This window comes from Segnochrobactrum spirostomi, assembly GCF_009600605.1.
GTDB lineage: Bacteria > Pseudomonadota > Alphaproteobacteria > Rhizobiales > Segnochrobactraceae > Segnochrobactrum > Segnochrobactrum spirostomi.
In genome coordinates, this window is record NZ_VWNA01000001.1 from 2,826,161 (window position 1) to 2,839,724 (window position 13,564).

Sequence of the window (13,564 nt, forward strand, 5' to 3'; positions counted from 1 at the left end):
GGGAGGCGCATCATACCGTCGCGCCGGGCTTGCGATGCCTCAGCGTCGGTCGAATTCCTGCCCCACCGCAGATCGCAACAATTCGACCAGCTCGACGCGATTTGAGGATGCGGACGCCGCCCGGAGAAGGTGGTCGATATTTACCAGAAGCGCCGCATTCCTGCGTGGGTTCAGCAAGAGCACCTCAGACCAAATCGGACGATTATTTTCGATATTTCGGGCATACTGAAGAAGCCAGTACATTAGCACTTGGCGGAAGTCGCTGGCACCGAAGTTACGCCCGGTATGCTTGACCTCAATAAGGGTTGTGCCGAGCGCGAAATCTCCATTGCCGGACGCGACCCAGCCGAGGCCGGGAACTAGCGGGGCGTGTTCAAGAACGGCAGTGGGATTTTGAGCCTGGGTTCTCTCCAACATCGTCACCAAATTACGGGCGGCGTGATCCGCGACCCAGATGTCGCAAGGCTCAAGCTTCTCCGGAATGCGCGCGTCGAAATGGCGACGCTGTCGTGATGACGCAACCTTCAGGCAATCACCCCACGACACTACACCTTCGTCGCGGCGCAGTTCACTTTCCGCTCGGGCCATTGAGACTTCGAAGAGCATCGCTTTCTGCAAGCCGCTCGCATCGATCGCTGCGCGTGGGATCGCTTCAATGCCAGAGAAGGCGAACATTTTGGCATTCAATGCATTCACCAGACCGCCGTTTAGTCTTGGAAATAGAATGTCGAGAACGCCTGGAATATCGCGCGCCACTGTCCTCGGGTCGCGTCTCGGAAGGCGGTTATTTGTCATACTTAACCCAATCCAGGAAGATGGTTGCGAAGTCTGTAATTTTGCTACCCCCTTCTTGGGTCGACTCCTCGATTCCAAGCCGCCAATTGACTGATAGCGCGCCATGCAACTGCTTCCGTGCGTGCTCTCCCTCATCTCCGAATGCGCCGGCCGCCAGCCAGAGCATTCGCTGTTCGTTAGCCCCCATGGTCTGCCATTGATTGCGAAGACGGTTGAAACTCGCTCGATCATGCCAAATGCGCCAGCAATCGATGCAGGCCCGGCGAACCGATGCAGACAGCGTGTCCCTGTAAGCTCTTAGGAGGAAGGGGCCGCGGGCGTCTGTTCTTCTGAATCGTATAGCCCGTAGATAGTGCAGCATGTTGGCTTCAGGAACGAGAAGATGAGGTGCGCAATCTGGGATTTTGTCAAGAAGAGAATCGATCTCATCGAATATAGTGGCGAACTCATCATTGGTGCGAACCGCGTATACGCCGCGCATAATCTTGGACCATGAGGCGCGAAATGAATCGAGATTGTTCGGATCCAGAAGGGTCGCACAAAGCTGAATCGCGACGCCTGGCTCCTGAAATTTGAGCGCGCGTCCGATCTGGGCAAGCACAAACGCGTCTGGCTGTGATTTCTCCCGCTCGAGGTCGAGCAGGAACGTTATGTCTATTTTCTCGAAGGATTGCTTGAGCTTCTGATACTCTGCCGCGGGGTTGTCAGAATATGGGTCGAAATGGAGGTCCAGTTCTCTCAGCGCAACACTCGCATCCTCGCCATCACCCAACTGCGCCGCGACGAAGTCGCGATAGTGTTTCGCGCTTAGAAGTGTCGTTTTACTACGGTTAAGAGAAAGCCCGTAGTCCGCAAGATTGTGTGACAGATTGGAAAGCGCTTCATACGCGTCCTGCCTAGAACTGCAGATCAAAGTATAGTCATCGACATAACGATGCCATACGAGACCGCCATCCGTGAGCGATCGGTCTATCGGCATCATCATCACTTCCGCCAGTATCCGCGAGCACTGCCCTCCTACTGGCAGGCCGAACGAGCGACCGGACATTAACTGGCTCAGTATACGATCTATCTGAAGCGCCAAAGTTGATGATGGCGATAGATCTTTTATGATATTTTCCAGTCTGTGGTGATAGATATGCTCGTAGAAGCTCGAGATATCCGTTTGGATAACGACAGAACTTTCCTGATTCAGATCAGGTTCACTCAAAGTAGCGAGCTTGTATGCGCGCCATGATTTTTTACGATCGAAGAAGCTGGGACCTTCGGATGCGAGCCGATAGGAGTGCGCTCGATTGCTCCGTTGGCTTTCACTCGCCTCCGCTATCGCGAGGCCAAGTCCGTTTAGGTAGAGGTTCCAGAATGGATGGATCTTGGTGGTGATACGAAAGCCGTGCGGCCCTGACGGTACTAGCAATCGTTCCGCTGCGATCGTCAGTTTGCTCAGAAATTTGCAAGCTTTCCTTAATCCAAGAGAATCGATTTTCTGAAACAGATCGAAGCATAACTCCGAGAGGTCGTCGGCCATATCCTTTACGAAAACTGCATCCAAATCATAGGGCAGCGTGTCGTTCTCGCCGTTGTGCCCGATCTCAATCGCTGCTCGCTGGAAATGACTAACGTTGACCTTGACCACTTTGCGATCACCTCTCGCATGGCGTATCGAGAGGACCGCCACCCCACGGCACCATCATGCAGAGCGGTTAATCGCGTGTCTAGCATTGGGCGGCTACGAGCAGGATGTGCAATTAAGCTGTTCCTTGCCCCTGAGACATGAAAAGTTGGACATTAAAGGGTGACCGCCGGCGGGCGATTATACCGCCTATGCCGAAGCCGATATTCAGCCAAGCAGGCCAACGGATAGAGCCCGTACTCTCTCTTTGTGGGCGCTTCCCGAAGCGAACTACCCTTTGCCGTTGGTAGCGGAGGAGGGACTCGAACCCCCGACACGCGGATTATGATTCCGCTGCTCTAACCAGCTGAGCTACTCCGCCCCGAAGGGCCGCGCGAGACGCGCGGGAATGCCGAGGTCGCGCTCGACGCGCCGATATAGGGAAGGGGGTCGCATGCTGTCAAGCGCGCGTCCCGCAACCCGGCCCGCTTTCCCCAAGGGACGTGGTGAGCGACGCGGCCGTCCGCGCCTCGGCGCGGTCGTCGCGGCGGGGATGTGGGCGGGGCCTCTATGGGGCGGCGGTCGGGGTGCGTGGGTTGCAGAGGATCGGCGTCCGCGTCTCGTCCTTCTCCCCGCCGGGGAGAAGGGGACGGCGGCGCTGGGGAATCATGGGCGAGAGCCCGAGGGCAGACGAGAGGGCCGGGCCCGCGGCGAGCGGGGAGAGGGGCGCCGGGCGAGGGCGCCGTGATCGCCCCCCGGCGAGCGGGAGACGGCCGTCTGCGCCTCGGCGCGGTCGTCGCGTGGGGGATGTCGGGCGAGGCCGGGGCGGTGCGGCGATCGGGGGCCGTCGAGCATCGAGGATCGGCGTCCGCCTCTCTCCCTTCTCCCCGCGGGCGGGGAGAAGGTGGCCCGAAAGGGCCGGATGAGGGTGGCGTCTTAATCTTCGCCCGATCGGGGCGAGATCAAAGAGGGGGCTCGTTGGCGCCCCCTCATCCGCCCCTTCGGGGCACCTTCTCCCCGCCGGGGAGAAGGGCACGGCGGCGCTGTGGAATCATAGGGGAGAGCCCGAGAGCAGACGAGAGGGCTAGGCCCGCGGCGAGCGGAAGACGGCCGTCCGCCCCCGGTGCGGTCGTCGCGCGGCCCACGGCCTGCGTCTCCGGGGCGGCGGCCGAGGCCCCCAAATGAAAATGGCCCGGGGGAACCGGGCCATTGTTCGTCTCGTCGTCGTTGCCGATCCGGGCGAGGCCGGGAGGCCGTCGCCCGGCCGGGGCGCCGGCGCGCGTCAGTCCTTGGCGCGCTCGACGTAGGAGCCGTCGGCGGTCATCACCACGATGCGGGTGCCCGGGCCGACATGGGCCGGCACCGAGCTGCGCACGCCGTTCGAGAGAACCGCCGGCTTGTAGGACGACGAGGCGGTCTGGCCCTTCACGGTCGGCTCGGTTTCGGCGACCTCGAGCACCACGCGCTGCGGCAGCTCGATCGCCACCGGAACGCCCTGGTGCAGGCTGAGGCGCACCGTCATGTTCTCGGCCAGGTAGACGGCCTGGTCGCCGATCACGTCGGCCGGCACCGTGACCTGCTCGAAGCTCTCACCGTTCATGAAGGTGTAGCCGTCGCCGTCCTGGTAGAGGTACTGATAATCGTGGTCGTCGATGAAGGCCCGCTCGACCTGCTCGGTGGTGCGGTAGCGCTCCGACACCTTCACGCCGTCCGAGATGCGGCGCATGTCGAGCTGGGTCACCGGGGTGCCCTTGCCGGGGTGGATGTTCTCGGCCCGCAGGACGGCGTAGAGCTTGCCATCGACTTCGATGACGTTGCCATTGCGGAGCGAGCTGGCTTGAACCTTCACGGGACTGCACTTCCTTGCCGGAGAAAATTTGCGCGGACCCTATCAAGAGCCTCCGTCCGCCGCAACGCCGACGCGCGAAAACGGAAGACACGTTGAAAAGCGCATCGGAACCGGTGATTTAGGGCGCGGTCCGGCGCGCTCGAGCGCCTCGTCAGCGCACGCGGGGCTGAAGCCATGCGAGAATCCCCCTCCGCCGCCTCGCCGTGGTGGCACCCCTCGGTCCACGCCGACCGCCGTCCGGCCCTGATCGCCCGCGCCCGGGTGACGGCGGCGCTGCGCGGCTGGTTCGCCGCGCGCGACTTCCTCGAGGTGGAGACGCCGGCGCTCCAGGTCTCGCCCGGCAACGAGATCCATCTCGGCGCCTTCGCGACGGAGCTCGTGGCGCCGGACGGCTCCCGCTCGCGGCTCTACCTGCACACCTCGCCGGAATTTTCCTGCAAGAAGCTCCTCGCCGCCGGCGAGCCGCGCCTCGTCGCGTTCGCCCGCGTCTTCCGCAACGGCGAGCGCACGGCGCTCCATCATCCGGAATTCACCCTGCTCGAATGGTATCGCGCGGGGGCGCCCTACGGCGATCTCGTCGCGGATTGCGCCGGCCTCCTCGCCGCGGCGGCCGATGCGGCCGGGGCGGAGCGGCTCGCCTTCCGCGGGGCGAGCGCCGATCCGCGCGCCGGCATCGAACGGGTCACCGTCGCCGAGGCGGTGCGCGACCTCGCCGGCATCGATCTCCTCGCGACCCTCGGCGACGATCCCCTCGCGCCCGACGGGGCGGCGCTCGCCGCGGCGGCGCGGGCGGCCGGCATCCGCGTCGCCGACGACGACGGCTGGGCCGACGTGTTCACCCGCATCCTGGTGGAGAAGGTCGAGCCTTTTCTCGGCCACGGCCGGCCGACGGCCTTGATGGATTATCCGGCGAGCGAGGCCGCGCTCGCCCGCCGTAAGCCGGACGATCCGCGCCTCGCCGAGCGCTTCGAGCTCTATGCGTGCGGCGTCGAGCTCGCCAATGCCTTCGGGGAGCTCACCGATCCGGTCGAACAGCGGCGCCGTTTCGCGGCGGACATGGCGACGAAGGCGCGGCTCTACGGTGTCCGCCATCCGATCGACGAGGATTTCCTCGCCGCGCTCGCTTTGATGCCGGAGGCGAGCGGCATCGCTCTCGGCCTCGACCGCCTCGTCATGCTCGCGGTCGGGGCCCGCCGCATCGAGGACGTGCTGTGGGCCCCCGTCGCGCCCGCCGGCACGCCGCTCTGAGAGGGGCATGGCGAGGGCGGACGCAACCTTCGCGACAGGTTCGCACAAGGCTCGCGGCCAATCGTCCCGCAAAATCGTGCGGCTCCTCCCAAGGGCGTCAGGCCCGCGGCCGCCACGACAGCGGGGACGATCATGCGGCTCAAGAACCTTCCGATTCTCGGGAAGATCCTGCTCATCGTCGTCATCATGGGGGCGGTCGCCGCCGCCATCGCGGTGCTCGGCTGGCAGGAAAGCCTGCTCCAGCGCGCGACGATGACGCAGCTTTCCGCCTCCGAGACGACGACCCGGCAGGCGATGGAATTGCGCACCGACATCGTCGCGATCAGCCGGGTCACCTATCAGCTCGCGCTGACGCCGGAGAACGCCTCGGACCTCTCGGACGACGTCACCAAGCTGAAGAAGCAGATGCTCGGCCGCCTGCCGGCCTTGCAAGCGAGCGCCGACGATTCCCAGTCTGCCCTGCTCGGCGAGGTGCAACGGGCCCTCACCAACTATTTCTCGACGATCGACGACATGGTGACGCTGGTGCAGTCGCCGGCCGGTGCCCTGCGCGCCGCCGCCCTCGTCGGCCTCGACAATTGTCTCGACGCCCAAAAGGTCGCGACCGCCAAGGTCAACGCCTACGCGACCTACACCCAGGAGCACATGAAGCGCCTCGAGGCTGACGCGGCGGAGGAGGCGGACCGTTCGGTGCTGCTCCAGGCCGCGGCGGCCGCCGGCGCGATCGTCGCCGGGCTCCTGCTCAGCTTCGTCATCGCCCGCTGGGGCATCGTGCGGCCGATCCGCCGTCTCACCGTCGCCATGGGCCAGCTCGCCGGCGGCGACGTCGAAGCCGTGCTGCCGGACGGCCGGCGCAAGGACGAGCTCGGCCGCATGATCAAGGCGGTCGAGGTGTTCCGCCAGGGCCTCATCGAGCGCAACGCGCTGGAGGCCGAGGCCAAGGCGACCGCCGAGGCCAACACCCGCGAGCGCAAGCGGCTGATGAGCGAGATCGCGGCCGCGTTCGAGGCGGCGGTCCTGCAATATGTGAACGCGCAATCCTCCGCCGCGACCGAGCTCGAGGCGACCGCGAACGCCATGTCGGCGACGGCGTCGCGCACCAGCGGCGAGACCCGCGAGCTCGCCGGTTCGGCGACCCAGACGGCGGTCAGCGTCGAGAGCGTCGCCGGGGCGACCGAACAGCTCGCCGCGAGCGCGAGCGAAATCGGCCAGCGCATCGCGGAGGCCTCCGTGCTCGCCGCCGAGGCGGTGCATCAGGTCTCCGAGACGGACGCCGACGTGCAGCGCCTCGCCGGCGATGCCCAGCGGATCGGCGACGTCGTGAAGCTTATCTCGGATATCGCAGCGCAGACGAACCTGCTCGCCCTCAACGCGACGATCGAGGCGGCGCGCGCCGGCGAGGCGGGCCGCGGCTTCGCGGTGGTGGCGACCGAGGTGAAGCAACTCGCGAGCCAGACCGCCACCGCGACCGGGGACATCTCGAGCCAGATCGCCCAACTCCAGGGCGCCGCCGGCAATGTGGTCGCCAAGATCCAGACCATCGGGGAGGCGATCAAGCGTATGCACGGGGCGGCGACGGCGGTCGCCGCGGCGGCGGAAGAACAACTCGCCGCGACGCAGAACATCGCCCGCAACGTGCGCGAGGCGGCCCTGGAAACCGAGCAGGTCTCGACCCGCATCGAGGTCGTCGATCGCAACGCTTCGGAGACGGGCAGCGGCGCCGCGCAGGTGCTCTCCGCGGTGCAGGACATTTCGCGCACCGCAACGGCCCTCGAGGTCGAGGTCCGCCACTTCCTCGAAGACGTCCGCGCCGCCTGAGCCGCGGGACGCGGCCCGCCTTTATTCTGCGGCGAGGGCGACCGACAGGTTGTCGAGCGAGGAGGTGACGTGCTCGGCGAGCGCGTCGATCAGCGGCGACGTCTGGTGCCAGGAGCGCAGGATCGCGATGTCGCAGGAGGGCAGCCGCGGGAAGCCGTCGGCCTCCGTCAGCACCCGCATGCCCGGACGCAGCGCCGATTCCGGCAGCACCGACACGGCGAGGCCGGCGAGCACGGCCGCGCCGACCGCCATCGAGCTCCAGCTCGTATAGAGCGAGCGGTGCACCCGCCCGGCGGCGTCGAGCGCCTCCACCGCCTGGGCGCGCCAGCAGCAGGTGTGCTGGCCGAGCGCGAGCGGCAACGGCGTCTCCTCGTGGACGCAATGGCGTGCCGAGGTGACCCACAGCAGCGGCTCGCGCCGCACCACCTCCGCGCCGAGGCGGCTTTCCTCCGGCACGTAGGTGATGATGGCGAGGTCGAGGTCGTTCGAACGCATGCACTCGATCAGCATCGAGGTCGGTTGGCACAGCACGGTCACCTCGACGCGGGGATTGGAGCGGGAGAAGCGCGCCAGGATCTCCGGCAGGAAGCGGTCGGCATAATCGTCCGGCGTGCCGAGCCGGATGCGGCCGGTCAATTCGTCCTCATCGAAGGCGGAGACCGTCTCGTCGTTGAGGCGCAGCAGCCGTCGCGCATAGGCGAGCAGGCGCTCGCCGTCGCCGGTCAGGCGGGAGGCGCGGCCGTCGCGGGCGAAGATCGGCCGACCGATCCGCTCCTCGAGCCGGCGCATCTGCATGGAGACTGCCGATTGCGTCTTGAACACCACCTCGGCCGCCTTGGTGAAGCTGCCGGTTTCGGCGATGGCGACGAAGGTGCGGAGTTGGTCGAGGTCGAGAATGGCCCGCATGGCATTTCTCCGTTCGGTGGCCGCGGTGGCGCCGGGGCCGGGTGGGCCGACATTCCGACGATCACTAACTTTGATGGTTCACATTATAAACATGCGTTAGACTAATCAATGAGGGCGGCGCATGGTCTGATCGTTCCCCGGCGCAGGGCCGTTGGGAACGGTTCAGGAGCTAGACCCATGATCGCCCCCTCGTCGTCCCCCCGGCTCTCGCGGTTCGCTGGCATCGCCGTCCGCTGCGTCGCGACGGTGGCGATGGGCCTGAATGCGCGCTGGCGCGCCTTCTATGGGCGCCGCACGGCCCGCCAGCTTCTCGAACTCGACGATTATATGCTGCGCGACATCGGCATCACGCGCGGTGACGTCCATGCCGCCTTGAGTTCGCCGGCGCCCACCGACCCGACCGTTCGCCTGCGCATTCTCGCGGTCGAGCGCCGGGCCGGCCGGCGCGCGGCGCAGCGCGAGGCGGCCGCCGAGACGGGACTTCTGGACGCGCTCCTGGAGTCCCGCCGGGCCTCGCTACCCGCCAAGGACAGCAAGGCACCGACCCGGGCGGCCTGACCGCCCGGACGACCGGCCCGGGCTGCGCCCGGTTCGCTGACGAACTCTGGAACCCACGACCTGACCCGGGGCCTCGGCCTCGGGTCTTTTTTGTCGTCACGCCGAATTGACCGGAATCGCGCGGCTCGCTCCGTTTCGTCAGGACAGCTTCGCACAAGGCCCCTAGCTTCAGTGGGATCAATGGGGCCGGCAAGTCGCCGCGTTGCGGGGTTGGGGAAGCCAATGATCATCGTCAGCGCGTCGTCGGCGGAGTTCTTCCATTTCCTCCAAGGGATGATCCTGTCGATCCGCGACAAGGCGGAGGGCGCCGACGTGGCGCTCGGCTGCTTCGATCTCGGCTTGACGGAGGCGCAGAAGGCCTGGCTCACCGCGCGGCGGGTGGAGTTGGTGGTGCCCGAATGGTCGTTCGGCCTCAGCGATGCCGACGGCGTGCCGCTGCCCTTCAAGGCGATCCTCTCGCGGCCGCTGCTGCCGCATTATTTCCCCGGCCACGACGTCTACATGCACATGGACGCCGACGCCTGGGTGCAGGATTGGGCGGCGGTCGAACTCTACAAGGCCGGCGCCGCGCGCGGCGTCATGGCGATCACGCCGGAGATCGACCGCGCCTTCATCTCGAACTACGGCACCAGCCATTCCTATCGGGCCTTCGTCGTGAAGGTTTATACCGATCTCTGCGGGGCCGCCGCCGCCGAGAAATATCGCGATTATCCGATCCTCAACACCGGCGTGTTCGCCATGCCGGCCGCCTCGCCGATCTGGCAGCGCTGGGCCGGCCGCATCGCCGAGAACCTCCAGAACGGGCGCAATTTCCACATCGAGCAGGCCTCGCTGAACTACGAGATCTTCGAGAACCTCGATCCTTATGTCGCCGAAGGGCTCGAGTTCCTGCCGGCGCGGTGCAATTGGGTCTGCCATCAGGCGCTGCCCAAGCTCGACGCGGCGACCGGCCTGCTCGTCGAACCGTTCCTGCCGCACACGCCGCTCGGCGTGGTCCACCGGGCGAGCGACGATTTCAAGCAGAAGAAGACGGGCCAAGTCGCTCTCGTCGGCGGCGGGGTTCGCGAGATGAACCTCAAATATCGCGAAGGCCGCTACGAGACCGACCTCGCCACGACGGAGCCGGAAGATCTCGGCCGCTGGCAGGACGCCGGCTTCGAGTGGACCGAGAAAGAGCTTTGAGATTCGGCGCGCGAGGGCCCGTCATGAGCCACGCCGCCGCTCCTCCCATCGGTCTTGCCCGGCTCGGCCCGCTCTGGCTCCTCGTCTTCGTGGACGCCATGGGCTTCGCCATGATCGTACCGATCCTGGCCGCCAATCCGCTGTCGTCCGTTCCGGTCGTCCAAGCGCTGCTTTACGGCATCGCCGTCGGCATCTATCCCCTCGCGACCTTCTTCGCCGCGCCCCTTCTCGGTGCGATGTCGGACCGGCATGGACGGCTGCCGGTGATGCTGGTGTGCGGCGGGGGGCTCGTCGCGAGCTACGCGGCGATCGCGTTGGGCTTCGAGATCGGCTCGGCCGCGCTCGTCATCGTCGGCCGCCTCGTCGGCGGGCTCACCGCCGCGACCCAGGCCGTGGCGCTCGCCGCGCTTGCCGATCTCGGTCCCGCCGAGACCAAGGACGCCCGCATCAATATCGGCCTGTTGTCGTCGTCGCTCGGCTTCGTGCTCGGTCCCGTGCTGTCGGGCGCCCTCGCGGGCTGGGGATTCGGGGCACGGTTCGATCGCATCGCCCCCCTCGTCGCCGTCGTGGCGATCGCGCTCGCGACGCTCGCCTGGCTCGGGGCCACCGACCGACAGGCGGGACGGCCGATCCCGGTCGGCACGGGCGCCGCACGTCTCGATCTTCTCGGCAGCCTGAAGGAACTCGGTCAGGCCTTCGCCTCGCCGGTGCTCCGGCGGCTCTCCGCGATCTTCCTCCTCCAGCAACTCGGCTGGGGCGCCTTCTTCTTCTTCATCCCGGTCTTCCTCATCGGGCATTTCGGGCTTCGGGCCGCCGAGGTCAGTTATTTCATGGGCGTCATGGGGCCGGCTTCTGCCTGAGCTTCGCCGTGGTGACGCCGCTCCTGCGCAAGCGCTTCAAGCCCCATCCGATCGCCGTCGGCGCGATGGTGATGACGACCGCGGCGATCGTCGGCGCGATCGTCACGCCGAGCGCGACCGGCGAATGGCTCCTTGCCGTTCCGGTCTCGACCGCGGTCGCGGTCGCCTACGGCGCCGTCATCTCGCTGTTCACCGAGGAGGCCGACGGCAACGAGGGCGGCGTTCTCGGCGTCACCGCCTCGATCAACGCGCTCGCCTTCGGCCTGACCTCGCTCGCGGGAGGCGTCATCTCCGGCGGCGCCGTGGTCGGCCCGATCGTCGTCGCGGCCGTGATGATGGCGGCCTCGACCCTTCTTCTCCTCACACTTCGCAAGCCCAGGGGCTGATCATGAAGACGGTTCTTCTCGCCGGCGGGTTCGGTACGCGGCTCTCCGAATATACCGAGGACATCCCGAAGCCCATGGTGACCGTCGGCGGCCTGCCGATGCTGTGGCACATCATGAGCATCTACTCGCATTTCGGGCACAAGGAATTCCTCGTCGCGCTCGGCTACAAGGCCGAATACGTCAAGTCGTTCTTTCTGAACTACGAAACGCTGCATTCCGATTTCATCATCGACATGGCGACGGGCAAGACCCGCGCGGTCGAGCGCCCCGCCGTCGATTGGAAGCTCGGCCTCATCGATACGGGGCTGCAGACCATGACCGGCGGCCGCATCAAGCGCATGGCGCCGTGGATCGCCGACGAGACCTTCTTCGCGACCTACGGCGACGGCGTTTCCGACGTCGACATCAATGCCCTGCTCGCCTTCCACAAGAGCCACGGCAAGCTCGTCACCATGACGCTCGCCCGGCCCGCGGCGCGCTTCGGCGTGGTCGAGTTCGAGCCCGGCGGCCTCGTCCGCTCCTTCAAGGAAAAGCCGCTCGACAGCTCCGGCTACGTCAATGCCGGCTTCTTCGTCATGGAGCCGGACTTCATCAATTATATCGACGGCGACGACACCATCCTGGAGCGCGATCCGCTCGAGCGGGCGGCCGCCGAGGGCCAGTTGATGGGCTATGTCCACAACGGCTTCTGGCGTCCGATGGACACCAAGAAGGACGTCGATGACCTGAACAAGATGTGGCACACGGACGAGGCGCCCTGGAAGATGTGGTCGCTCGAGAGCAGCAGCGCGCGCAAGACCCGGGGGCATTTCGATGTTTGACGGCGTCTATCGCGGCAAGCGGGTTCTCGTCACCGGCCACACCGGCTTCAAGGGCTCGTGGCTGTCGTCGTGGCTGCTCGATCTCGGCGCCGAGGTGAGCGGCTTCGCCCTCGCCCCGGCCTACGAGAACAGCCACTTCGAGCTTCTGAACCTCAAGGACAGGATGGCCCACTTCGAGGGCGACCTGCGCGATGCCGAGGCGATCGCCCACGTCGTCGAGACGGTGAAGCCCGAGATCGTGTTCCACCTCGCCGCCCAGGCCTTGGTGCGGCCGGCTTATGCCGATCCGAAGGGCACGTTCGACACCAATGTCGGCGGCGCGGTGAACCTGCTCGAAGCGATCCGTCGCAGCGACAGTGTGCGCACGCTCGTCTTCATCACGTCGGACAAGTGCTACCGCAACGTCGATTGGGAATGGGGCTACCGGGAAACCGACACACTCGGCGGCCGCGATCCCTATTCGGCGTCCAAGGGCTGCGCCGAAATCGTCTTCGATGCCTATTGGAACTCGTTCCTCAAGGGTCGGCTGCGCGCCGCGACCACCCGGGCCGGCAACGTCATCGGCGGCGGCGATTGGGCCAAGGACCGCCTGATCCCCGATTGCATCCGCTTCCTGAAAGAGGGCGAGACGATCGTCATCCGCAGCCCGGACGCGACGCGCCCCTGGCAGCACGTGCTGGAGCCGCTCGGCGGCTACCTCCTGCTCGGCGCCCGCCTCGAAGGCGCCGAGGGCGACGCCTTCTGCAAGAGCTGGAATCTCGGCCCCGGCCACGGCGCCAACCGCACCGTCGAAGAGGTGGTGCGCAAGGTGATCGGGCTGTGGGGGGGCGGCGAGCTCTCGGTCCAGCGCGATCCGAACGCGCCCCACGAGGACCATTGGCTCCAGCTCAACACCGACCGCGCCAGCCATTATCTCAGATGGGAGCCGGTCTGGGGCTACGAGAGCTCGGTGACGGAGACCGTGCGCTGGTACCGCGCGTGGCACGAGGGCGCCGATATCCCGGCCTTCACCGCCTCGCAGATCGCCGCCTATCAGGCGGCGTGGTCGGGGCTCGGCCGTCCATGAGCGTCGCGCCGGCGGAGGGCGACGGCTGGAGCCTGCGCCCGCTGCGCCTCTTCCCCGACGAGCGCGGTGCCGTCCTGCACATGTTGCGGGCGAGCGACGCTCATTTCGAGCGGTTCGGCGAGATCTATTTCTCGACGATCCGCCAGGGCGTCGTGAAGGCGTGGCATCTCCATCGCACCAAGACGATCAACCTCGCGGTGCCGATCGGGGCCGTGCGGGTGGTGGTCTGGCGCGAGGGCGGCACGGCGCAGGAGCTGACGCTGGGCCGCGAGGCCTACGGGCTTCTCACCATCCGGCCCGGCGTCTGGTACGGCTTCGAGGGCCTCGGGGCCGGGGAATCCCTCATCGCCAACTGCGCGACCGAACCCTACGATGCGGCCGAGGGCGAAGACCTGCCGCCCGACAGTGCGCGCGTCCCCTACCGATGGCCGCTTCTTTGAGGCGGGTGTGATGAAGAGGCCCG

Annotated in this window: 13 protein-coding genes and 1 tRNA gene; 9 read left to right on the forward strand and 5 right to left on the reverse strand. The window is 66.4% G+C overall.

Going from position 1 to position 13,564, the window contains the following annotated elements; genetic code table 11:
- Positions 1-39: 39 nt before the first annotated feature.
- The 4 genes from F0357_RS12660 to efp form a co-directional block, all read right to left on the reverse strand.
- Positions 40-756, reverse strand: coding sequence for a hypothetical protein (locus F0357_RS12660; protein ID WP_312861570.1), 717 nt, complete (start codon positions 754-756; stop codon positions 40-42).
- A gap of 28 nt (positions 757-784) precedes the next feature.
- On the reverse strand, positions 785-2,431 hold the full coding sequence (locus F0357_RS12665; protein ID WP_312861571.1) for an RNA-directed DNA polymerase: 1,647 nt from the start codon (positions 2,429-2,431) through the stop codon (positions 785-787).
- 281 nt (positions 2,432-2,712) lie between these two features.
- Positions 2,713-2,789 (reverse strand) — tRNA-Met (locus tag F0357_RS12670).
- Positions 2,790-3,689: 900 nt separating this feature from the next.
- Entirely contained in the window at positions 3,690-4,256 is a 567-nt protein-coding gene (gene efp, locus F0357_RS12675; RefSeq protein ID WP_312861572.1) for an elongation factor P, read from the reverse strand.
- A gap of 174 nt (positions 4,257-4,430) precedes the next feature.
- On the opposite strand from efp, the gene epmA reads away from it, so the two are divergent.
- Both epmA and F0357_RS12685 read left to right on the forward strand, forming a co-directional pair.
- Positions 4,431-5,504, forward strand: coding sequence for an EF-P lysine aminoacylase EpmA (gene epmA, locus F0357_RS12680; RefSeq protein WP_153482128.1), 1,074 nt, complete (start codon positions 4,431-4,433; stop codon positions 5,502-5,504).
- Between the two features lie 132 nt (positions 5,505-5,636).
- The gene (locus F0357_RS12685) at positions 5,637-7,322 is read left to right on the forward strand and encodes a methyl-accepting chemotaxis protein (protein WP_153482135.1); all 1,686 of its coding nucleotides are present in this window, start codon (positions 5,637-5,639) and stop codon (positions 7,320-7,322) included.
- A 21-nt stretch (positions 7,323-7,343) separates the two neighbouring features.
- Here the strand turns inward: F0357_RS12685 and F0357_RS12690 are convergent, their stop codons facing one another.
- A complete protein-coding gene (locus tag F0357_RS12690; protein ID WP_153482138.1) occupies positions 7,344-8,228 on the reverse strand; it encodes a LysR substrate-binding domain-containing protein in 885 nt (294 codons plus the stop codon).
- Between the two features lie 177 nt (positions 8,229-8,405).
- On the opposite strand from F0357_RS12690, the gene F0357_RS12695 reads away from it, so the two are divergent.
- The 7 genes from F0357_RS12695 to F0357_RS12720 all read left to right on the forward strand — a co-directional run bounded on the left by F0357_RS12695 (position 8,406) and on the right by F0357_RS12720 (position 13,541).
- Positions 8,406-8,786, forward strand: a complete 381-nt coding sequence (locus F0357_RS12695) for a DUF1127 domain-containing protein (RefSeq protein ID WP_208948318.1) — start codon at positions 8,406-8,408, stop codon at positions 8,784-8,786.
- Positions 8,787-9,008: 222 nt separating this feature from the next.
- Complete coding sequence (locus F0357_RS24150; RefSeq protein WP_208948319.1) at positions 9,009-9,968, forward strand: hypothetical protein; 960 nt, start codon at positions 9,009-9,011, stop codon at positions 9,966-9,968.
- A gap of 23 nt (positions 9,969-9,991) precedes the next feature.
- A complete protein-coding gene (locus F0357_RS24155; RefSeq protein ID WP_208948320.1) occupies positions 9,992-10,828 on the forward strand; it encodes an MFS transporter in 837 nt (278 codons plus the stop codon).
- Between the two features lie 8 nt (positions 10,829-10,836).
- A complete protein-coding gene (locus F0357_RS12705; RefSeq protein WP_153482143.1) occupies positions 10,837-11,214 on the forward strand; it encodes an MFS transporter in 378 nt (125 codons plus the stop codon).
- A gap of 2 nt (positions 11,215-11,216) precedes the next feature.
- A complete protein-coding gene (rfbF, locus tag F0357_RS12710) occupies positions 11,217-12,035 on the forward strand; it encodes a glucose-1-phosphate cytidylyltransferase (protein ID WP_153482152.1) in 819 nt (272 codons plus the stop codon).
- Positions 12,028-13,101, forward strand: a complete 1,074-nt coding sequence (gene rfbG / locus F0357_RS12715) for a CDP-glucose 4,6-dehydratase (protein ID WP_153482161.1) — start codon at positions 12,028-12,030, stop codon at positions 13,099-13,101. The genes rfbF and rfbG overlap by 8 nt, the downstream gene beginning before the upstream one ends.
- Positions 13,098-13,541: a WxcM-like domain-containing protein gene (locus F0357_RS12720; RefSeq protein WP_153482166.1), complete on the forward strand. Its 444-nt coding sequence runs from the start codon at positions 13,098-13,100 to the stop codon at positions 13,539-13,541. The genes rfbG and F0357_RS12720 overlap by 4 nt, the downstream gene beginning before the upstream one ends.
- Positions 13,542-13,564 lie beyond the last annotated feature (23 nt).